The organism is Streptomyces fractus (assembly GCF_049844455.1).
Taxonomy (GTDB): Bacteria; Actinomycetota; Actinomycetes; order Streptomycetales; family Streptomycetaceae; genus Streptomyces; species Streptomyces fractus.
In genome coordinates this window covers 4,674,524-4,695,095 of record NZ_JBMYHI010000002.1, presented here as the reverse complement: position 1 = coordinate 4,695,095, position 20,572 = coordinate 4,674,524, and the positions used below count along the sequence as shown (strand labels likewise).

Genomic DNA, 20,572 nt, shown 5'->3' with positions numbered 1-20,572 from the left:
CGTGGAGAGTACGGAGCTAGGTGAGATTGTGCCGGGCGCTCAGCGCCGCGACATGTAGATGTCGAGCGCCTTGTGCAGCAGCTTGTTGAGCGGGAAGTCCCACTCGCCCAGGTACTCGGCTGCCTGGCCGCCCGTACCGACCTTGAACTGGATCAGGCCGAAGAGGTGATCGGTCTCGTCCAGCGAGTCGGAGATGCCGCGCAGGTCGTAGACGGTTGCGCCGAGCGCGTAGGCGTCGCGCAGCATCCGCCACTGCATGGCGTTGGACGGGCGCACCTCGCGGCCGATGTTGTCCGAGGCGCCGTAGGAGTACCAGACGTGCCCGCCCACGACGAGCATCGTCGCCGCAGCGAGGTTCACGCCGTTGTGCCGCGCGAAGTAGAGCCGCATCCGGTTGGGGTCCTCGGTGTTGAGGGCCGTCCACATGCGCTGGAAGTACGACAGCGGGCGCGGCCGGAAGTGGTCGCGCACGGCCGTGATCTCGTACAGGCGCTGCCACTCGGCGAGGTCCTGGTAGCCGCCCTGGACGACCTCGACACCGGCCTTCTCGGCCTTCTTGATGTTGCGCCGCCACAGCTGGTTGAACTGCTTGTGCACCTCTTCCAGGGAGCGGTTCGCGAGCGGCACCTGGAAGACATAGCGCGGCTGTACGTCGCCGAAGCCCGCGCCGCCGTCCTCGCCCTGCTGCCAGCCCATGCGGCGGAGCTTGTCGGCGACCTCGAAGGCGCGCGGCTCGATGTGGTCCGCCTCGATGTCGCGCAGGCGCTTCACGTCCGCGTCTTGGATGCCCTTCTTGATGGAGGGCGCGTCCCAGCGGCGAATGATGACGGGCGGGCCCATCTTCACGGAGAAGGCGCCTTGCTGCTTCAGATGCGCGAGCATCGGGCGCAGCCACTCTTCGAGGTTCGGGGCGTACCAGTTGATGACCGGGCCCTCGGGCAGGTACGCCAGATAGCGCTTGATCTTGGGGAGCTGGCGGTACAGCACGAGGCCCGCCCCGACCATTTCGCCGGTGCGCTCGTCGAACCAGCCCAGGTGCTCGGAGCGCCACTCCGCCTTTACGTCTGCCCATGCGGGGACCTGCATGTGGCTGGCCGACGGCAGGCTCTGGATGTACGCCAGATGCTGCTCTCGGCTGATGGTCCTCAGGGTCAGGCTCATTCGGGGCGCTCCTCGGGCTGGTGTGTCCCCATGGGTACAGGGGCTCCGGCTCTCGCGCCGAAGCCTACTGCGCCCTGTGAGCGCCCCGACCGGCCGTATGGGAGGTCGGCGGTGAAGGCGACCCCGCGGCGGCTCGTGAGACGGGCCGCCTCAGCCGATGACCCCGCCGAAGAGGCCCCCGTGGGCCATGCCGATGAAGAAGCCGATGGCCGACGCCCCCAGGCCGAGGATCAGGCCGAATCGTTCACGGGTCGTCTCGGAGACGAACTGGCCGTAGGCCCCGGTCAGGACGCCGACGATTCCGGCCCACGAGCTCAGCAGATGGAGGCCGGGCCAGAGCGAGGAGATGATCGCGATCGCTCCGAGCACCACGGTCACCCCGAGCAGGGTGTCCGGCAGCGGGTGGGGCTTGCCGTCCGTGGCGAAAAGGGACGAGGAAGCGGTGCTGTTGGGACGCATTACTTGTGCCATGGGGCACCTCCTGCGGAAGCGGCGCACGGTAGCGCCGTACACACCCGATGTGTACAGATTGCGGTCGGAGGCTGCCGGATTTCAACCGGAAGCAGAGGTGCGGGTAGTCTGTACGGTCTGCACCGGTGTCTGTTCACGCCCCGACCAGGGGCTCACTCCACTGATCAGGGCGGATCCGCTCGGCGGGACCCGATTGTCAGTGGTGGCCGATACCGTTGCTACGCATAACAACCCTCCTGCCACGGAACGACCGTGGCCGCTGAGTCCAAAGGAGGTGGGTTCCACATGCGTCACTACGAGGTGATGGTCATCCTCGACCCCGATCTGGAGGAGCGCGCTGTCGCCCCCCTGATCGAGAACTTCATGTCCGTTGTCCGTGAGGGCAACGGCAAGGTGGAGAAGGTCGACACCTGGGGCCGTCGTCGGCTCTCGTACGAGATCAAGAAGAAGCCCGAGGGCATCTACTCGGTCATCGACCTGCAGGCCGAGCCTGCGGTCGTCAAGGAGCTCGACCGCCAGATGAACCTGAACGAGTCGGTCCTCCGGACCAAGGTCCTCCGTCCCGAGACCCACTGAACTTCCTAGTTCAGTGAGTACGTCGGGTCGGGCATTCGAGTAGCAGCAAGCAGCCAGCAGCAAACCCGCCGAGAGGTTCCCCCATGGCAGGCGAGACCGTTATCACCGTCGTCGGAAACCTGACCGACGACCCCGAGCTGCGCTTCACCCCGTCCGGCGCGGCCGTCGCGAACTTCACGATCGCGTCGACGCCTCGGACGTTCGACCGTCAGACCAATGAGTGGAAGGACGGCGATGCGCTGTTCCTCCGCGCGTCGATCTGGCGTCAGGCCGCGGAGAATGTCGCCGAGTCGCTGACGCGCGGTATGCGTGTCGTCGCTCAGGGACGACTGCGGCAGCGTTCGTACGAGACCCAGCAGGGCGAGAAGCGGACGGTCGTGGAGCTCGAGGTCGACGAGATCGGCCCCTCGCTGCGCTACGCCACCGCCAAGGTCACCAAGACCCCCGGTCGTGGTGGCCAGGGTGGCGGCGGCGGATTCGGCGGCGGCCAGCAGGGCGGCGGCGGTGGCGGCTGGGGCGGCGGCCCCGGCGGCCAGCAGGGCGGTCAGGGAGGTGGCCAGGGCGGAGCCCCGGCCAACGACCCCTGGGCGACCGGTGCGCCGGCCGGCGGCGGCCAGCAGGGCGGCGGCGGTGGCGGCTGGGGCGGAAGCTCCGGCGGCTCCGGCGGCGGCTACTCGGACGAGCCCCCCTTCTAGGGATCACTCCCTGAGGGGACGGGGCTCGCACCCCACACTTCTTGATCACACAGGAGAAACACCATGGCGAAGCCGCCTGTGCGCAAGCCTAAGAAGAAGGTCTGCGCTTTCTGCAAGGACAAGGTCACGTACGTGGACTACAAGGACACGAACATGCTGCGGAAGTTCATTTCCGACCGCGGCAAGATCCGTGCCCGCCGCGTGACCGGCAACTGCACGCAGCACCAGCGTGACGTCGCCACGGCCGTCAAGAACAGCCGTGAGATGGCGCTGCTGCCCTACACGTCCACCGCGCGATAAGGAAAGGGTGACCGAAACATGAAGATCATCCTGACCCACGAGGTCTCTGGCCTCGGCACCGCCGGCGAGGTCGTCGACGTCAAGGACGGGTACGCCCGTAACTACCTGATCCCGCGGAAGTTCGCGATCCGCTGGACCAAGGGTGGCGAGCAGGACGTGGCGCAGATCCGTCGCGCCCGCAAGATCCACGAGATCGCCACCATCGAGCAGGCCAACGAGATCAAGGCCAAGCTCGAGGGCACCGCGGTCCGTCTGGCCGTCCGCTCCGGCGACGCCGGTCGTCTCTTCGGTTCCGTCACCCCGGCTGACGTCGCTTCGGCGATCGAGGCCGCCGGTGGCCCGAAGGTCGACAAGCGCCGTGTCGAGCTGGGCTCGCCCATCAAGACGCTGGGTGGCCACGAGGCCTCCGTGCGTCTGCACCCCGAGGTTGCCGCCAAGGTCAACATCGAGGTCGTCTCTGCCTGAGCACTGCTCTGAGCAGCGCTGAAGCGAATGTGGGGCCGCACCCTTCGGGGTGCGGCCCCACATGCTTGCTGGCTGCGTTTCACGTGAAACGGTGGAACGTCCTGCTTCGACGTACGTCCGGCTTTGGCTGCCTCGCGGTTTCACGTGAAACAGCTCGCTTCGCGTCAGCGAGTGAGCGAGTCAGCGCGTCAGTGAGTCAGCGCGTCGCGCCTGTCACGGCCCAGCGCCCCGAGCGGTAGCGGATCCAGAGCGTGATCATGCGCACCGTCATCATCAGCGCCATCGCACCCCACACCGCGGTGAGACCGCCGCCGAGGACGGGGACCAGCAGCGCCACAGGGGCGAAGACGGCGAACGTGACCAGCATGGCCCAGGCCAGATAAGGCCCGTCGCCCGCGCCCATGAGGACTCCGTCCAGGACGTAGACGATCCCGCAAATGGGCTGGGACAGGGCCACGACGATGAGGGCGGGCAGGGCGGCGTCCTGGACGAGCTGATCGCTCGTGAACAGCGGGACGAACAGTGGTCTGGCGACGACGATGAGTACGCCGAGGACGACTCCCGCGACGATCCCCCACTCCACCATCCGGCGACAGACCGCCCGTGCGCCCGGAGCGTCGTCGGCTCCGAGGTAGCGGCCGATGATCGCTTGACCGGCGATGGCGATGGCGTCGAGGGCGAAGGCCGTCAGGCTCCACAGAGACAGGATGATCTGGTGCGCGGCCACATCGGCGTCACCGAGCCGGGCCGCGACGGCTGTCGCGATCATCAGGATCGCCCGGAGCGAGATCGTCCGCACGAGAAGCGGCGCGCCTGCCTGGGCGCAAGCCCTGATGCCGGCCACGTCCGGACGCAGCGAAGCCCCGTGGCGGCGGGCGCCGCGGATCACGACGACGAGGTAGACGACGGCCATGCCGACCTGGGCGATGACGGTGCCCCAGGCGGAACCCGCGATGCCCAGGCCCGCACCGTAGACGAGCGCGACGTTCAGCCCGGCGTTGGCGACGAAGCCGGCGACCGCCACATAAAGAGGGGTCTTGGTGTTCTGCAGTCCGCGCAGCACACCGGTGGCCGCGAGGACGATGAGCATCGGGGGAATGCCGAGCGAGGAAATGCGCAGGTAGGTGATCGCGTAGGGCGTCGCCGTGTCGGAAGCGCCGAAGAGGTCGACCAGTGCCGGGGTTGTCGGCAGGGCGACGGCGACGACCAAGACACCGAGAAACAGGGCGAGCCAGATGCCGTCCATGCCCTGTTGGATGGCGGACTTCAGATCGCCGGAACCGACGCGCCGGGCAACCGCCGCGGTGGTCGCGTAGGCGAGGAAGACGAAGACGCTGACCGCGGTCTGCAGCAGGGCCGAGGCGACGGCAAGTCCGGCGAGCTGTGAGGTGCCGAGATGGCCGACGATGGCGCTGTCGGCCATGAGGAAAAGGGGCTCGGCGACGAGTGCGCCAAAGGCCGGAACGGCGAGGGCGACGATCTCTCGGTCGTGCCGGCGTCGGGCGGCCTTGGGTGTCGCGGGAGCCTGTGTCATGGGCACCAATCTAATCTTCCACAGGTAAGAGATGCAACGTTAGAGTGACCCTTACCTGCGGCGGTCTTCCGCGTGTCGCGCGGCGGGGCGGACGGAGATCTTGGGCCGACTGGGAAAGTTTTTCTTCTGCACAGCCGGTGGATGGGAAAACGGCAGGTCAGATGCTGTGTATGGAATCGCGTGAGGGCTTGTTCACAGGCCTGTCCACCGTGTCGTGCACAGGTTTTCCCGGGTTCTCCACAGCGAGGGGCCCGTCATCCACAGCGCCTGTGGATAACCAGATTGGCTGACGGTGCAGACACGCCTACCGTGGTGCGGCGCCCACCGTGTCCCGCGACCTCGGAAACCTCACAAATCCGACGCGTCAGAAGCGGAGTTGGGTCTCTTATTTGTCAGTGTCGTGCCGTAGGAATGAGGGGTACGGCGAGGTCCGCTCGGCGGACGGGAGGAGGCGGCCCGGTGAGTATCTCCGAGCCATTGGACGACCCCTGGGCCGAAGACGGTCCCAGCGATCGCCTCCCCCCTTCCCGGCCGTTCCGGGGCGGTGGCCGAGGTCAGGGAGACCAGCACGAGCGGGGCAGTGAGGGCGGCGGCTGGGACGAAGGCCCTGCCACCTTCGAGCGCGTTCCACCGCAGGATCTGGACGCCGAGCAGTCCGTGCTCGGTGGCATGCTCCTGTCGAAGGACGCGATCGCCGACGTCGTGGAGGTCATCAAGGGTCCCGACTTCTACAAGCCGGCCCACGAAACGATCTTTCAGGCGATCCTCGACGTCTACGCCAAGGGCGAGCCCGCCGACCCGATCACCATCGCCGCGGAGCTGACCAAGCGCGGCGAGATCAACAAGGTCGGTGGCGCATCGTATCTGCACACCCTCGTGCAGACGGTCCCGACGGCGGCGAACGCCGAGTACTACGCGGAGATCGTCCACGAGCGCGCCGTACTGCGCCGCCTTGTCGAGGCGGGCACGCGGATCACGCAGATGGGATACGCGGGCGACGACGATGTCGACGAGATCGTCAACAGGGCGCAGGCCGAGGTCTACGCCGTCACCGAGCAGCGCACCAGCGAGGACTACCTCCCGCTCGGCGACATCATGGAGGGCGCGCTCGACGAGATCGAGGCGATCGGTTCGCGCAGCGGCGAGATGACCGGTGTGCCGACCGGCTTCACCGACTTCGACTCGCTCACCAACGGTCTGCACCCGGGCCAGATGATCGTCATCGCGGCCCGTCCCGCCATGGGTAAGTCCACGCTGGCGCTGGACTTCGCTCGCGCCGCGTCGATCAAGAACAACCTGCCCAGCGTCATCTTCTCCCTCGAAATGGGGCGCAACGAGATCGCGATGCGTCTGCTGTCGGCCGAGGCGCGCGTGGCCCTGCACCACATGCGCTCCGGCACGATGACGGACGAGGACTGGACGCGGCTCGCGCGCCGGATGCCCGAGGTCTCGGCCGCGCCGCTGTACATCGACGACTCCCCGAACCTGTCGATGATGGAGATCCGCGCGAAGTGCCGTCGGCTCAAGCAGCGCAACGACATCAAGCTCGTGATCATCGACTATCTGCAGCTGATGCAGGCCGGTGGCTCGAAGCGCTCCGAGAGCCGTCAGCAGGAGGTCTCGGACATGTCCCGAAACCTGAAGCTGCTGGCCAAGGAGCTGGAGCTGCCGGTGATCGCGCTCTCCCAGCTGAACCGTGGCCCCGAGCAGCGCACGGACAAGAAGCCGATGGTCTCCGACCTGCGTGAGTCCGGCTCCATTGAGCAGGACGCCGACATGGTCATCCTGCTGCACCGTGAGGACGCGTACGAGAAGGAGTCTCCTCGCGCGGGCGAGGCGGACATCATCGTCGGCAAGCACCGTAACGGCCCGACGGCCACGATCACCGTCGCCTTCCAGGGCCACTACTCGCGCTTCGTGGACATGGCGCAGACCTGATCGGGGGACGTGTAGGGTCTCAGATTTCGTGGCACAGTCTCACGTCCGATGGCACATCGGCGGCACTTATGCCGTCTTCGTGAGACTCGCTGGTGGAGGCTCTCACCTTTTCGGGTGATGGAGTTCCGGCCCGCTCTGTCCGTCGTTGCTCTGCTGACACCCTTGGCTGTACGGGTCGTTGCTCGTGGGGTGGGGGTGCGCGATGGACAGCGTCATTGCGACGGTGAGTATCCGTCAGCAGCGTGGTGCCGTGGTGGAGGACCGGGACTGGCGTACGGCCCCTGTTGACCTCCTGCAGTCGGCTTGTCCGTGGCGAACGTTCCGTTGGTACAAGGGCCAGAAGCACTACTCGGGTATCTACTGGTCGGCGACGATGCGCGACCACGTGATCTACGAGTCGCGCCTGGAACTGTCGCGGTTGCTCTTCGCCGACTTCGATCCGTTCGTACGCGGCATCGTGGCCCAGCCCTTCCTGCTGAAGACGGTGCTGGAGGGGAAGGTGCGGCGGCACATCCCGGACTATCTCCTGTTCACAGGGCAGACGCCGGTGGTTGTCGACGTCAAACCGTTGCATCGGTTGTCCAAGCCGGAGGTGGAGTTCGCCTTCGGCTGGACGCGGCGGGTGGTGGAGTCGCGCGGCTGGAAGTACGAGGTCTGGAGCGAGCCCCCGGCTGTTGAACTGGGGAACATCCGGTTCCTGGCGGGTTATCGCAGGGACTGGCTGTTCAGCACTGAGGTATTGGAAGAGCTCCTGGATGCGGATCTCGACGGGCTTCGTCTGGGGCAGGTCGCGGAGTGTCTGCCGAATCGTCCGGAGTCTCAAGTCCGAGCCGCCGTCCACCACCTGCTCTGGATACAGGCTGTCGTCACCGAACTCGGTCGACCGCTGGGACCTTCGCACATTCTGAGGAGGGCAGCATGAGCAGGGCTGGGGCTCGCGTCGGAGTCGGTACGCGTTTCCGCTACGACGGGGAGACCGTCGAGGTGGTGGAGATGGCTGCGACCACAGCGGGCAACGAAGTGGTCTTGAAGGGTGGCCATGGGCGGCTTTTACGGCTGTCGCTCAAGGAGTTGCTGTTCTCCGACCGTGCTGTCATCAGTCCTGACGGACCTGGGCCGTCAGCGGACGACGAGGGCGAGATCGCCTCCGTGGTTCTTGGGCAGCTTGCTGAGCCGGAGAAGCAGAGGGTCCTGGAACGAGCTGAGCACGTTCGTGAGGTGTTGACGGGGTATCGGTCCGGCAGCCGCGAACTCGCACGAGACGGGGAACCGCGTCCCGAGTACTCGCCGGAGAGGCCGTTGGAGGCCAGATACGCGGCGAAGATCTCCGAACTCGGCGTGGGCCTGCGGACCTTGAAGCGGTGGATCGCCGAGTTCCGGAGCCACGGGGAAGCTGGGCTCGCTCCCCGAAGGGGACCGACGCGGAAGACGAAGATCGAGGTCGATGACCGGTGGGTGGAGACCGCGGTGGAGGTGATGGTCGAGCACTCCGACCAGTCGCGGCCGTCGCGGACGATGGTGATCGAGCGGGCCCGGGCCCGGGTGATTGCGCGGTTCGGTGAGGGGGTGGTGCCGCAGCCGAGTCGGGCGACGGCGTTTCGGCTGTTGGAGGAGTTGGAGCGTCGGCATCCGCTGTTCCGGCTGAGTACGAAGCGGAACCGGGACATCGCGGATCGGCCGAAGGGTCCGTACGGGAAGCTGCGGCCGACGCGGCCGGGTGAGTACCTGCTGATGGACTCCACGCGGCTGGACGTGTTCGCGTTCGACCCGCTGACGCTCAAGTGGGTGCAGGCCGAGCTGACGGTTGCGATGGACTGGTACACGCGCTGCATCACGGGGATCCGGCTCACGCCGGTCTCCACGAAGGCGGTAGATGTCAGCGCGGTGCTCTTCCAGTCGTTCCGGCCGAGGCCGGCGGGCCGGGACTGGCCGCGGCACGCGGTCTGGCCCGAGCACGGCATCCCCCGCACCGTCCTGGTCGACGTCGAGGGCGCCACCGGACCGGGCCTGGCCTCACCACCCCTGGTCCCGGAGACGCTGGTCGTCGACCACGGCAAGGTCTACGTCTCGGAGCATCTGACCAGTGTCTGCCGCCGGATGGGCATCTCCATCCAGCCGGCCCGGCTGCGGACCGGCCGTGACAAGGGCCCGGTTGAACGCTATTTCCGGACCGTGCGCGAGGGGCTGCTGCAACTGTTGCCCGGCTACAAGGGACCCGACATCCACTCGCGGGGCGAGAGCCCGGAGGACGACGCGTTCTTCTTCCTCGACGAGCTTGAGGCGATCATCCGGGAGTGGACCGCGACGGTCTATCACTGCAGGCCGCACTCCAGTCTGGTCGATCCGGGCCTGCCGGGGCTGCGGATGTCCCCGGCGAAGATGTTCGAGCACGGGATGACCAGGGCCGGTTACATCGAGGTTCCCCGGGATCCGGATCTCGCCTACGAGTTCCTAAAGACCGAGTGGCGCACGATCCAGCACTACGGGGTCGAGATCGGCCGCCGCCGCTACAGCGGCTCTGGCCTTCCGGAGCCGGGGACTCGAAGCCCCTATGACGGGCCGGTGAAGAACGGCTGGCCGTTCCAGACGGACCCGGACGACATCACTAAAATCTACTTCCGTAATCCTGTGACCCGGGCCTGGCACACGCTGGTGTGGGAACACGCGCCGTCGGCCGAGATGCCGCTGAGCGAGGACGCGTTGAGGTTCGCCCGGCAGCTGGCCGCCTCGAAGTATCGCTTTCCCGACGACCGGCTCGCCGTCGCCGAGCTGCTGGAGCGGTGGAACCTCGGACTGGGCACCACGATCGCCGAGCGGCGCATCGCCCTGCGGCTCTCGCGCGAGCAGGCCGCCATCGAACTTCCGCAGAGCGAAGAGGAGACGATCGTCTCCCTTCCATCCGTACGCAAGGCCCTCGGCGAGGCCGAGGAGGCTGCGGAACCGCACGAGTCCAACACGGCGGCGGAGACGGGGGACGACGACGAGGCCGATCTGGAGGATCTTGCCGAAGAGGGCGACTTCTATGCCGATGCGCTGGAGGACGTGTGAGCGACGGCGCTGTTCCGGAGGCGGACAATCTCGCCCTGTCGCGGAAGGAGGACTTCAAGGCGTTCGCCGAGAGTCCTCGCCGCGGTCGGCCCGATCTGCTGACCTGCGGGCAGCTGGAATCCCTGAGCGTGCGGGCGAGAGCGGACTACAACCGGCGGCGCCGGAAGTGGCATGCGAACATCGGCCCGGTCAAGACGCCGCAACTGGCCGAGCTTCACGAGGACTTGTGGGACATCGTCGACAGCAACGAGCAGGACGGCGACAAGGCCAAGGGAGCGGTGGCCGTCGACGCGTTCCCGGGGCTGGGCAAGACGACCTCGGTGCTGGCCTTCGCCCGCGACTTCCACCGCCGGGAGGTCGACGAGTCCGGTCCCTCCACGAGCCAGGGACACGAGCGGATTCCCGTCTGCCGGGTCGGGCTGACCGGGAACACAGGGATGAAGGACCTCAACCGGGCCATGCTGGAGTTCTTCGGCCACCCCGGAACTGGACGGGGCACCACCGCCCAGTTCGGACGACGGGTGCTGGACTGCGTGCTGTCCTGCGAGGTCCGCCTGGTGATCCTGGACGACCTGCACTTCTTGAAATGGGGAGAGAAGAGCGGCATTGAGGTGAGCAATCACCTGAAGTGGATCGCCAACGAGTTCCCGGTGACCCTGCTGATGGTGGGCGTCGAACTCGCCAGGAAGGGCCTGTTCGGCGAGGGCACGAACGGGCGCGACACCGCTCTGGCCCAGACCGGCCGCCGCACCACCCGCCTCGGACTCCGCCCGTTCACCATCGACACGGAGGCCGGACGCCGTGAGTGGCGCCAGATGCTGCTGGCCCTCGAACAACGCGTCGTGCTCACGAAAAAACACCCCGGCATGCTCGCGGACGAACTGTCGGACTATCTCTTCGCCCGCAGCACCGGACACATCGGCTCGCTGATGACGCTCATCAACCGCGGCTGCCAGCGGGCGGTCCGCACCGGGGCCGAACGGCTCGACCAGGAACTGATGGACCGGGTCAAGAACGACGAGGCATCCGAGGCCGCCCGCCTCGAACTCCAGGCCGCCCTGGACAAGAAGCGGCTGACCAGCCGCCCACGTTCCCGCAGCCGACGAGTGGCATGACACCGGTGGCCCGCACCCTGCCGATCCGGCTGCCACCCCTTCCCGGCGAGGCCCTGGACTCCTGGCTGGAGGCGACGGCCCGACGACTGGACACCACACTCGGCGATGTCCGGCTGCACTTCGGCTTCCCGGCCGGGCACCGGGCCGGGAATCAGTTTCGCGGCATTCCCGCGGACTGGACGATCGTCCTCGACGAGCAACTCACCGCCGCGGTCGCGCACGCCACCGGCACGGCCCCGGAGACGGTCACTGCCCTGACTCTGGCGCACTATGACGGGCGGGCACTGCACCTTGGTTCCGGAGGCCGGGCCGTCGCACGGCACACCCTCTGGGGCCGCGGACGCGGTTCCCGGTTCTGCCCGGACTGCCTCCAAGCCACCGACGGGCGCTGGCAGTTGTCCTGGAGGCTCGGCTTCTCCTTCGCCTGCACCCGGCATCGCCGCCTGCTGGCGGACCGCTGCCCGCAGTGCGGGCGGATTCCGCGGCTGCGGCCCCGCTCAGGACGATCCGTTCCCCGGCCCGAGCTCTGCGGCAATCCACCGACCCGCCCCGGCGGTCCGATATCAGCGGGCTGCGGCAGTGATCTGACCCGTGTCTCGACGCTCCGCATGCCTGCGGGCCATCCGGTCCTTGCGGCACAGGACCGGGTGATGGAGATCATCGACGGGGCAACGGTGGCCTTCGGCCCCTACCGGGCACTTCCCCAGCTGGCGCCCGCGGTGCTGGCCGACATCCGGGCCCTGGGCATCCGCACCCTCAGTGATCTTCCCGCTGCAGTCCTGCGGGAACAGATCCCGGCGGACATCGCAGAGGCGCAGCTTGCCACCGAGCCGGTCTTGCCGCACCTTCAACAGGCGGCGAACCGACCGGGGTTCATGGCGCCGCCCCGAGCCGCGGACGCCGCCGTCGCGGTCACCACGGCCCTGGACATCCTGCAGCGGCCAGGAATCCATCCGGCCGGCGAGGCTCTGCGCGGCCTGTTGAACGAAGTACGCGAGGAACTCGCGCAGATCTCGCCGACCAGCATCGACGACTGGGGCCGGGGCATCAGCCCCGTGCTTCAGTCCGTGCACCTGGCCGCACTTGCACCGTCCTTCCGCCCCAGCGATCACCTCCGCTACCGCACCACGACCGAAACCCCCCGCCGGCCGACACGGACCAGGCGGGACATCGAACAGCGAGCCTCGAAGATTCCCACGATGTTCTGGCCGTCCTGGACGGTCCGGCTCACACCGCCCGAGGGAATCTATGCGCGATCCCTGGCTCCCGTCCTCGCCGCCCTGCTGCTGATTCCCGGCGGCCGCATCTCCTTGGACCAGGCCGCCGGGCTGGTCGGCGACGCCACATACGGGATCGGGATCTCACGACTCCTCCAGGAACTCGACGGCCTTCCGCACTGGCCAGACATCCTCACGGCCCTGGACCGGCTCACCGACCATCTCGACGCCGCCGACGTCCCCATCGACTACGGCCGGCGCCGGACCCTCGACTACACCGGCCTGCTTCCCCATGACCGCTGGCTGGCGATCTGCCGCCGGACCGGAACCCCGCCGGGAACCGGCAGGCGCGAACGCATCGCCCGCAGCCAGCTCTTCCGCCGACTCAGCGGCATGCCCGCCGAAGCGGCCCCCGATCGCCAAGGCGGGCTCGACACCGCGGAATTCCGCGCGACGTCCCTGCACTTCACCGCACTCCAGACACCCGAACTCGCACAGGCCCTCCACCGGGAAGCCCTCAACTTCCTTGCCTCGCACCACATCCACGACGAGCCCGTGACCTGGCAACCATCCACCGCCCTGCTGGTCGGACTTGCCCTGCCCGGCCCCGATCCGGAAGGCATCGACCTTTCCCGCCTGCACCAGCTCGTTCGAGAACGCCGCAGCCCCGTTCAGCACGCGGCCCAGGTCCTGGGCACGACCGTTGAGGCCGTCCGACACGTCCTCGATGAACACCCAGCCCCCGCTCCCCCGCTGACACGGAGCGTCGCCAGGGCCACAGGCCGCATCCGCCAGGAAGCCCGGCAAACCATCCCGGTTGAGCACCTCGCCCATCTCTACCTCCGCGAGCACCTGTCCCTCCGGCAGATCGCCACCCTCACCGGCTTCTCCCGCCAGATGGTGGCCAGTCTCGCCAAGGAGTACGGCATCCCGCTCCGCGACGGTCCTCAGGACTACAAGCCCCGCGGCACGATCGAACGGGACTGGCTCATCGAGCAGTACGTCCACCGCCGCCGCACCCTGCCCGACCTCGCCCGCGAAACCGGAATGAGCCCCGCGAACATGGCCCGCTGGGCCCACACCCACAACATCCCACTGCGCCCACGCGGTGGAGCCAGCCACCACACGGCCCTCCGCGCCGCTGACGAAGCTGACGCTCTCCCTGCCATCCTCCGCAAGGCCCTCACCGGAGCATTCGCACGGCAAAGGCTCTCGCGATTCCTGGCTGCCCGGACCTACCCCACGCTTGGCGAAGCAGCCCGAGACCTCGGCATCCACCAGTCCGCTCTGGTGACCCAGATCAAGCGCCTCGAAGCGGACCTCGGACAGCCTCTCTTCGAACGAGCCGAGCGCGGCAGAGCCATGAAACTGACCCGGTTCGGGAAACGCATCGCCTCAGCAGCCCAGATGATCCCAGCTGAAGGCGAGTGCAGGGCCGGGAGATGATCACTTCATGACTGAGATCGTTCTGATGTCCGACCCGAAGGTCGCAGCCGTGCCTGTTCAGGAGTGTCGTGAACGGCTCGTGGATCTGCGACAAGACAGCCACCTGCTGGTCGACCAGCGGAAGTGGCAGGACTCTGCTGGGGCCTTCGCCTACCTACGGGAAGGCGTGCTCGAACGCCTCCTCAAGGCACAGGAACAGCTACCACAAGGGATGCGGCTACTGTTCGTCGAGGGGTACCGCCCACCGTCCCTGCAGCGGCACTACTTTGACAAGTACGCGTCCCAACTACGTGCTGAACATCCGGAATGGGCCGCTGAGAAGATCCGATCGGCAACCAGCCGCTACGTGTCCCCACCCGAGATCGCACCGCACAGTGCCGGGGCAGCTGTTGACCTGACGCTTGCTGATGACGACGGGGTCGAACTCGACATGGGTACGCGTGTGAATGCGACTCCGGAGGAGAGTGCGGGTGCTTGTTACACGCAGGCCGACAACATAAGCGATGAGGCTCGCTCCCATCGGGACATCCTGAGCGCCGCGCTCACAGCGGTCGGCCTGGTCAACTACCCTACAGAGTGGTGGCACTGGTCATACGGAGACCGTTACTGGGCCTTGGAAACGGGAGCGGCAGCCGCCCATTACGGGCCCAAGGAACTCGATCAATCGCAGATTCCTCAGCCGCACCAGAAGTAGTTCGCCCTCGGGTGCCGGCCGACGGCCTCGGCCGACACCCGAGGAAATGACAGGCTTCCTGAGACGAACTCGGCATGACACGGCGTGAGACAGCTTCAAGAGCCGCAGGTCAGAGGGATGCGCTATGTCATGGGCCACGAGATCCTACAGGACGGTCGGCTGAAGATCAGCCTGCGGTGAAAACCTCTCGACGCCGGTCGTCGGCCGGGATGGACTGGGCCCATGACGACATCCGCGGAAGAGTTGTTGCCCACCACCCGTCGCGCCCTCCTGCACCGCATCGCCGTGGCCCAGCGCGAAGGGCGGGCGCCCTCACTCGTGGCCGCGGTCGCGCGAGACGGTGAGCTGGTGTGGACCGGGTCGCGCACCTCTGTGGACGGGCACGGGCCGGACGAGCACGTGCAGTACCGGATCGGCTCGATCACCAAAACGTTCACGGCCGTGCTGGTGCTGCGGCTGCGCGACGAAGGGCTGCTCGACCTGACGGACCCGCTGGGGAAGCATCTGCCCGGCACCGGTGCGGACAGCGTCACGATTGCCGAACTGCTCGCCCACACCGGTGGGTTGGCGGCCGAGACGCCGGGGGAATGGTGGGAGCGGAGTCCGGCGAGCCTGCGCCCCACCCTCGCCGACGTCCTCGGTGAGCAGCCCTTCCGGCACCCCACCGGCCGGCGTCACCATTACTCCAATCCCGGCTATACGCTCCTCGGCGCCCTGGTCGAGGCAGTGCGCGGGGTGTCCTGGGAGGAAGCCCTGCGCGGCGAGATCCTCGAACCGTTGGGGCTGACCCGCACCAGCGCCCAACCACAGCATCCGCACGCCGGGGGCTGGGCCGTGCACCCGTACGCAGATGTGCTGCTTCCGGAGCCGAGTGAGGACCTGGGCCTGATGGCCCCTGCGGGTCAACTGTGGTCCACCACACGGGACTTGGCGGTCTTCGCGTCCTTCCTCGCGGTCGGGGACGACCGGGTGCTGAGTGCGGAGTCCGTCCGGGAGCTGCGTACCCCTGCCGCGCCGACGCTTCCGGGCGACTGGGGGTCCTCGTACGGGCTCGGCATGCAGGTGGTGCGGCGCGGCGGCCGCACCCTGGCCGGACACGGCGGCTCGCTGCCGGGGTTCGTGGCAGGGCTGTGGCTGTGCGAGGAGGAGGGTCTCGTGGCGGTGGCTCTCGCCAACTGCACGACGGGATTGCCCGCGGCGACGCTGGCCGCCGAGTTGCTGGGGATCGTCGCCGAAGCCGAGCCGAGGCTGCCCGCGCCATGGCGGCCGCTGCCCGAAGTGAAGGCGTCCGACCTGGGGTTGGTGGGGCCCTGGTACTGGGGGACGCAGGCGGTGGTGCTGCGCCTGGCGGCCGACGGTGCGGTGGAGGTGGGGCCGGCGGCCGAAGGTGGACGACGTTCCCGGTTCCGATCGAACGGTGACGGCACATGGACCGGGCTCGACGGCTACTACGCGGGGGAGCTGCTCCGGGCCGTCCGGCAGGAGGATGGGGCGGTGAACCACCTCGACCTCGGGTCCTTCGTCTTCACGCGGGAGCCGTATCCGGCCGGTGGGCCGGTTCCTGGTGGCGTGGATCCGGAGGGGTGGCGGGGCGTTCCCCGCTGAGGCGTAGCTCTGGCGGTCGGCTGTTTCACGTGAAACAGCCGACCGAACGGCTCCCGTGATCCGCCCCCGTGATCGACTTCCCGGGTCACAGTTGCAGCTTGAAGCCCATGTGTGAGCCCACGAAGCCGAGCCGCTCGTAGAAGCGGTGGGCGTCGGTGCGCGTGACATCGGAGGTCAGCTGTACCAACTGGCAGTCCTGGCGCCGGGATTCGTCGACGGCCCACTCGATGAGCTGCGTGCCGAGGCCGCTGCCACGTTCGTCTGTGTGGATGCGGACGGCTTCGATGATCGAGCGAGTGGAGCCCTTCCGGGAGAGCCCGGGGATGATGCTGAGTTGCAGTGTGCCGACGACGCGGCCTGCGCGTACGGCGACGACGAGGTGCTGATTCGCGTCGGCCGTCAGGCGTGCGTGCGCTGCGAGATACGGCGTGAGGTCCTCCGGTGACTCCCGCTTGGCGCCCAGCGGATCGTCCGCCAGCATGGCGACAATCTCCGGAATGTCCTCGGCCGCGGCCGGCCTGATCTCAAGATCTCCCATGGGCCGCAGCCTATGCGGGGCCCCCGACGACCGCGCCGGGCCCGGTCAGGCGACGGCGTGCAGCCCCTCGACCGCCTTGACGAGTGGGGCGAGCTCGGGATCCTCGGCCGCGGCGTCGAGGGCTTCCCGCAGCGCCGCGGAGTTCGTGGGGCGGGCCTCCTCGAGCAGCTTGGACCCGGCTTCGGAGACGTTCGTGTAGATGCCCCGACGGTCGGTCGGGCACAGGTAGCGGGCGAGCAGGCCGCGCTCCTCGAGCCGCGTGACCAGGCGCGTGGTCGCGCTCTGGCTCAGGACGACGGCGTCGGCCACCTGCTTCATCTGGAGGTGGCCGCCCTCCCCGTCGTGCTGACGGCTGAGGACGTCGAGCAGCGAGTACTCGCGCACGCTCAGCCCGTGTCGGGACAGCGCGCGCTCGATGTGGGACTCGATCTTCCCGTGCAGCAGCGAAAGCGCGCACCAGCCCTGTGAGAGGGCGGTCAGTGCGGGGTCTGTGGCGGTCATGGTCCGTGGTTCCTCCGTCCCGGAGCGACTCAGCCCAGGGTAGTCGATGACCGGGGTTGCCCGCGTTTGCAATTAACCAGCGTCTGCAATTATTGTCAGGTCCCGTAAAGCGCACCCGCAACAGTCTGGAAGGGGTCCCCCCATGCCTCTCGCGCTTCTCGCCCTCGCGATCGGGGCCTTCGGCATCGGAACCACGGAATTCGTGATCATGGGATTGCTCCCAGAGGTCGCGGGTGACTTCGGCGTCTCCATCCCCACGGCCGGCTATCTGGTGACCGGCTACGCGCTCGGTGTGATGTTCGGCGCCCCGCTGATGACCGCCCTGGGCACGCGCATCCCGCGCAAGCGGATGCTGATGCTGCTGCTCGGCTTCTTCATCGTCGGCAACCTGCTCTCCGCCGTCGCGCCCGTCTTCGCCGTCATGCTGATCGGCCGCGTGGTCGCCTCGCTCGCCCACGGCGCGTTCTTCGGCATCGGCTCGGTCGTCGCGGCCGAGCTGGTGGCACCGGAGAAGAAGGCCGGAGCGATCGCCATGATGTTCACGGGTCTGACCGTCGCCAATGTCGTCGGCGTCCCGCTCGGCACGTTCATCGGCCAGTCGGTCGGCTGGCGGGTGACGTTCACGGTCGTCGCCGGGCTCGGCGTCATCGGCCTCGCCGGTATCGCCAAGCTCGTACCGGACCTGCCCAAGCCGGAAGGCGTGCGGCTGCGTCACGAGCTGGCCGCGTTCAAGAACGTGCAGGTCGTTCTGGCCATGGCGATGACCGTGCTCGGCTTCGGCGGCGTCTTCGCGGCCGTCACCTACATCGCGCCGATGATGACGCACGTCGCCGGCTACGCGGACGGCTCCGTCACGTGGCTCATGGTCCTCTTCGGCCTCGGCATGGTCGCCGGCAACCTCACCGGCGGAAAGTTCGCCGACCGTGCCCTGATGCCCATGCTGTACGTGTCGCTGGGCGCGCTCGCTCTCGTGCTCGCCCTGTTCACGGTCACCGCGCACAACAAGGTCCTGGCCGCGATCAGCATCGTGCTGATCGGAGCGTTCGGCTTCGCGACGGTGCCGCCGCTGCAAAAGCGCGTCCTCGACCAGGCCTCCGGCGCCCCGACGCTCGCCTCGGCCGTCAACATCGGCGCCTTCAACCTCGGCAATGCCCTGTCCGCCTGGCTCGGCGGCATGGTGATCGCCGCGGGCCTCGGCTACACCTCCCCGAACTGGGTCGGCGCCGTTCTCGCCGCGGCCGCCCTCGTCCTGGCTGTGCTGTCCGCGGCCCTCGAGCGCCGCTCGCCCGCTCCGAGCGTGATCGTCGCGGCCGCCGAACAGCCGCGCGCCGAGCCGGCGCACCACTGACCCGCACCCCGGCCGACGGGGCCGATGACGCCCCCGCCCCGCAGCACCTCTCCGCACCATCCCGCAAGGAGCACCACCTCATGAGCACCACCGCCGTCGCCCCGCTCAGCACGCAGGACGCCGAGACCCTGGTCTCCGCCGCGCGCCTCGCCGCCGAGGCGGCCGGAGTCACCGTCAGCGTCACCGTCCTCGACGCGGGCGGGCACCTCCTGGCCTTCCGCCGTGACGACCGCGCCGTCCTCATCTCTGGCGAGACCAGCACGCGCAAGGCGTACACCGCGCTCCAGCTGAATGCCGCGACCGCCGACCTCGTCGACCTGGTCAAGCCCGAGGGCGCCTTCCACACCCTGCCCACCGCGCTGGACCGGCCGCTGCTGTTCATCGCCGGCGGCCTGCCGGTCCACCGCGACGGCCGACTCATCGGGGCCATCGGTGTCGGCGGCGGCGCCCCCGAGCAGGACCACGGCTTCGCCACCGCGGCCGTGGAGGCCCTCGCGTAGCAGCAGAAGCGCGTCCCGCGTCCGCCCCAAGTCGCCGCAGCACAGCGGTCCTTGGGGCGGACGCGTACTCAGCCCGCGGCCACGGTCAGCGGTGCGAAGCGGCGGGTCCAGTCGCCGGGCAGGTCCGAAGTTCCGTAGTTCATCACCGAGTTGAGGCCAGCGGCCTCGAGTCCGTGCTCCTTGAGCCACGACAGCAGCTCCTCGTGACGCACGTCGATGTCGGTGCGCAGCGGCTGGTCCGTGCTCGCCGCGAGCGAGGCCACAAGAGCTTGTGCCGTCGCGGTGTCGCGGGCGATGAGAGGTCCGACGACGTGGGTTTCCCCGTTGGGCCAGGCAGCCGCGAAACCGATGAGCCTGCCCTCGGGCCCACTGTCCACGGCCACCCGCAACTGGTCCGCGAAAGCCGGAAGTCGCGTGATGACATGCGTACGGTCCGGGCCGAAGACCTCCGAATCCAGGCGGAGGATCGCCGGGAGGTCCTCCGCCGTGGCAGCGCGGGTGGTGATATCGGGCAGGGGCCCGTCGGCGACGAAGCGGCCGCGGACCATCTCGGCCCGTCCCGTGACCTTGAAGCCCAACTCCTCGTAGAGCGGCCTCCCGTACGGCGTCGCGTGGAGGGTGAGCGGGGTGGTGCCCGCCCGCTCGACGATGTGGCGCATCAGACGCCTGCCGATGCCCTGCCGTGCGTGCTGTTCGGCGACCAGGACCATGCCGATCGCGCCGAGTTCGGGCCGGTCACGGGGGCCGTACTCGGTCAGTACGCACGCGCTGACGAGACCGCCGTCGGGGTCGTCGATGCCGTAGCCGGTACCGGCGGAGAGCAGCAGGCGCCATTTGTGTTCCTCACGGGGCCAGCCCCGGTTCTCGGACAGGTCGGCGCACGCGAGGACATCGCGCGGGGTGAGACGGCGGATGGGCAGGCCGGAGAGGGAAGGTGTCGACACGCAGGTCAGGCTGTCGGACTTCGCCCCATGGCGTCCACCGCTTTGTGGAGAGTGCCCCCGTGCTTTCGGTCGCGCCGGGAGTTTCACGTGAAACGTGGCGCCGAGGGGCGGCTCTCACCCGCGCTCGACGGCCCCGGACGGCGCGAATTGGCGCGCCGGGACCGGTAATTGACGAATTTACGAAGTGGCCGAGGTTCCCTTAATGCGCAGTTATGCCGGTAGGGGGTTGTCGACTTCGCGGCGGCCGGTATCGTCGGGTCCGGATCGCGCCGGGTGGCCGAAGAAGGCCCGAGGGGAAGCCCGTGGCGCGCGCAGGCCTACGCAGCCTAACGGGACGGAGAGATCGAAGACCTGCACTTTCCTCTTTGGGCTCTGGGCAATGACACCGGGTGGCATGGTGCCGTGAGAGGACTGCGGACAATGTCACACTCTTGCCTTACTTGTCAGTAGCCGTCCGGAATGCAGTGTTCAATGTG

Annotated in this window: 19 protein-coding genes; 13 read left to right on the top strand and 6 right to left on the bottom strand. The window is 68.2% G+C overall.

Going from position 1 to position 20,572, the window contains the following annotated elements:
- Window positions 1–39 precede the first annotated feature (39 nt).
- Both femX and ACP4E5_RS23285 read right to left on the bottom strand, forming a co-directional pair.
- Window positions 40–1,161, bottom strand: coding sequence for a peptidoglycan bridge formation glycyltransferase FemX (femX, locus tag ACP4E5_RS23290; RefSeq protein ID WP_422408373.1), 1,122 nt, complete (start codon window positions 1,159–1,161; stop codon window positions 40–42).
- A 150-nt stretch (window positions 1,162–1,311) separates the two neighbouring features.
- Window positions 1,312–1,632: a hypothetical protein gene (locus ACP4E5_RS23285; protein WP_425831681.1), complete on the bottom strand. Its 321-nt coding sequence runs from the start codon at window positions 1,630–1,632 to the stop codon at window positions 1,312–1,314.
- 285 nt (window positions 1,633–1,917) lie between these two features.
- On the opposite strand from ACP4E5_RS23285, the gene rpsF reads away from it, so the two are divergent.
- The 4 genes from rpsF to rplI all read left to right on the top strand — a co-directional run bounded on the left by rpsF (window position 1,918) and on the right by rplI (window position 3,668).
- On the top strand, window positions 1,918–2,208 hold the full coding sequence (rpsF, locus tag ACP4E5_RS23280) for a 30S ribosomal protein S6 (RefSeq protein WP_164559357.1): 291 nt from the start codon (window positions 1,918–1,920) through the stop codon (window positions 2,206–2,208).
- Window positions 2,209–2,291: 83 nt separating this feature from the next.
- Complete coding sequence (locus ACP4E5_RS23275; RefSeq protein WP_266712018.1) at window positions 2,292–2,903, top strand: single-stranded DNA-binding protein; 612 nt, start codon at window positions 2,292–2,294, stop codon at window positions 2,901–2,903.
- Between the two features lie 63 nt (window positions 2,904–2,966).
- Window positions 2,967–3,203, top strand: a complete 237-nt coding sequence (gene rpsR / locus ACP4E5_RS23270; protein ID WP_003949403.1) for a 30S ribosomal protein S18 — start codon at window positions 2,967–2,969, stop codon at window positions 3,201–3,203.
- A gap of 18 nt (window positions 3,204–3,221) precedes the next feature.
- Window positions 3,222–3,668, top strand: a complete 447-nt coding sequence (gene rplI / locus ACP4E5_RS23265; RefSeq protein ID WP_425831678.1) for a 50S ribosomal protein L9 — start codon at window positions 3,222–3,224, stop codon at window positions 3,666–3,668.
- Between the two features lie 196 nt (window positions 3,669–3,864).
- On the opposite strand, the gene ACP4E5_RS23260 is transcribed toward rplI, so the two are convergent.
- Window positions 3,865–5,202 carry an MATE family efflux transporter gene (locus tag ACP4E5_RS23260; protein WP_425831676.1) on the bottom strand — a complete coding sequence of 446 codons (1,338 nt, stop codon included), beginning with the start codon at window positions 5,200–5,202 and terminating at the stop codon, window positions 3,865–3,867.
- Window positions 5,203–5,661: 459 nt separating this feature from the next.
- On the opposite strand from ACP4E5_RS23260, the gene dnaB reads away from it, so the two are divergent.
- The 7 genes from dnaB (at window position 5,662) to ACP4E5_RS23225 (ending at window position 16,265) form a co-directional block, all read left to right on the top strand.
- Window positions 5,662–7,140 (top strand): replicative DNA helicase, encoded by a 1,479-nt coding sequence (gene dnaB, locus ACP4E5_RS23255; RefSeq protein ID WP_425831674.1) that lies wholly within the window; start codon window positions 5,662–5,664, stop codon window positions 7,138–7,140.
- 202 nt (window positions 7,141–7,342) lie between these two features.
- Complete coding sequence (locus ACP4E5_RS23250; RefSeq protein ID WP_425831672.1) at window positions 7,343–8,062, top strand: TnsA-like heteromeric transposase endonuclease subunit; 720 nt, start codon at window positions 7,343–7,345, stop codon at window positions 8,060–8,062.
- Window positions 8,059–10,188 (top strand): transposase, encoded by a 2,130-nt coding sequence (locus ACP4E5_RS23245; protein WP_425831670.1) that lies wholly within the window; start codon window positions 8,059–8,061, stop codon window positions 10,186–10,188. The genes ACP4E5_RS23250 and ACP4E5_RS23245 overlap by 4 nt, the downstream gene beginning before the upstream one ends.
- Entirely contained in the window at window positions 10,185–11,303 is a 1,119-nt protein-coding gene (locus tag ACP4E5_RS23240) for an AAA family ATPase (protein ID WP_425831668.1), read from the top strand. The genes ACP4E5_RS23245 and ACP4E5_RS23240 overlap by 4 nt, the downstream gene beginning before the upstream one ends.
- Window positions 11,300–13,966 (top strand): TniQ family protein, encoded by a 2,667-nt coding sequence (locus tag ACP4E5_RS23235; protein WP_425831666.1) that lies wholly within the window; start codon window positions 11,300–11,302, stop codon window positions 13,964–13,966. The genes ACP4E5_RS23240 and ACP4E5_RS23235 overlap by 4 nt, the downstream gene beginning before the upstream one ends.
- 7 nt (window positions 13,967–13,973) lie before the next feature.
- Window positions 13,974–14,660 (top strand): M15 family metallopeptidase, encoded by a 687-nt coding sequence (locus ACP4E5_RS23230; RefSeq protein WP_425831664.1) that lies wholly within the window; start codon window positions 13,974–13,976, stop codon window positions 14,658–14,660.
- 222 nt (window positions 14,661–14,882) lie between these two features.
- The gene (locus tag ACP4E5_RS23225; RefSeq protein WP_425831662.1) at window positions 14,883–16,265 is read left to right on the top strand and encodes a serine hydrolase domain-containing protein; all 1,383 of its coding nucleotides are present in this window, start codon (window positions 14,883–14,885) and stop codon (window positions 16,263–16,265) included.
- An 85-nt stretch (window positions 16,266–16,350) separates the two neighbouring features.
- Here the strand turns inward: ACP4E5_RS23225 and ACP4E5_RS23220 are convergent, their stop codons facing one another.
- Both ACP4E5_RS23220 and ACP4E5_RS23215 read right to left on the bottom strand, forming a co-directional pair.
- Complete coding sequence (locus ACP4E5_RS23220; RefSeq protein ID WP_425831660.1) at window positions 16,351–16,803, bottom strand: GNAT family N-acetyltransferase; 453 nt, start codon at window positions 16,801–16,803, stop codon at window positions 16,351–16,353.
- Between the two features lie 45 nt (window positions 16,804–16,848).
- Window positions 16,849–17,304, bottom strand: a complete 456-nt coding sequence (locus tag ACP4E5_RS23215) for a MarR family winged helix-turn-helix transcriptional regulator (protein WP_425831658.1) — start codon at window positions 17,302–17,304, stop codon at window positions 16,849–16,851.
- Between the two features lie 142 nt (window positions 17,305–17,446).
- On the opposite strand from ACP4E5_RS23215, the gene ACP4E5_RS23210 reads away from it, so the two are divergent.
- Together ACP4E5_RS23210 and ACP4E5_RS23205 are read left to right on the top strand one after the other, a co-directional pair.
- Complete coding sequence (locus ACP4E5_RS23210; RefSeq protein ID WP_425831656.1) at window positions 17,447–18,652, top strand: MFS transporter; 1,206 nt, start codon at window positions 17,447–17,449, stop codon at window positions 18,650–18,652.
- 80 nt (window positions 18,653–18,732) lie between these two features.
- Complete coding sequence (locus ACP4E5_RS23205; protein WP_425831654.1) at window positions 18,733–19,152, top strand: GlcG/HbpS family heme-binding protein; 420 nt, start codon at window positions 18,733–18,735, stop codon at window positions 19,150–19,152.
- A 68-nt stretch (window positions 19,153–19,220) separates the two neighbouring features.
- Here the strand turns inward: ACP4E5_RS23205 and ACP4E5_RS23200 are convergent, their stop codons facing one another.
- The gene (locus tag ACP4E5_RS23200) at window positions 19,221–20,096 is read right to left on the bottom strand and encodes a GNAT family N-acetyltransferase (RefSeq protein WP_425831652.1); all 876 of its coding nucleotides are present in this window, start codon (window positions 20,094–20,096) and stop codon (window positions 19,221–19,223) included.
- Window positions 20,097–20,572: the final 476 nt, after the last annotated feature.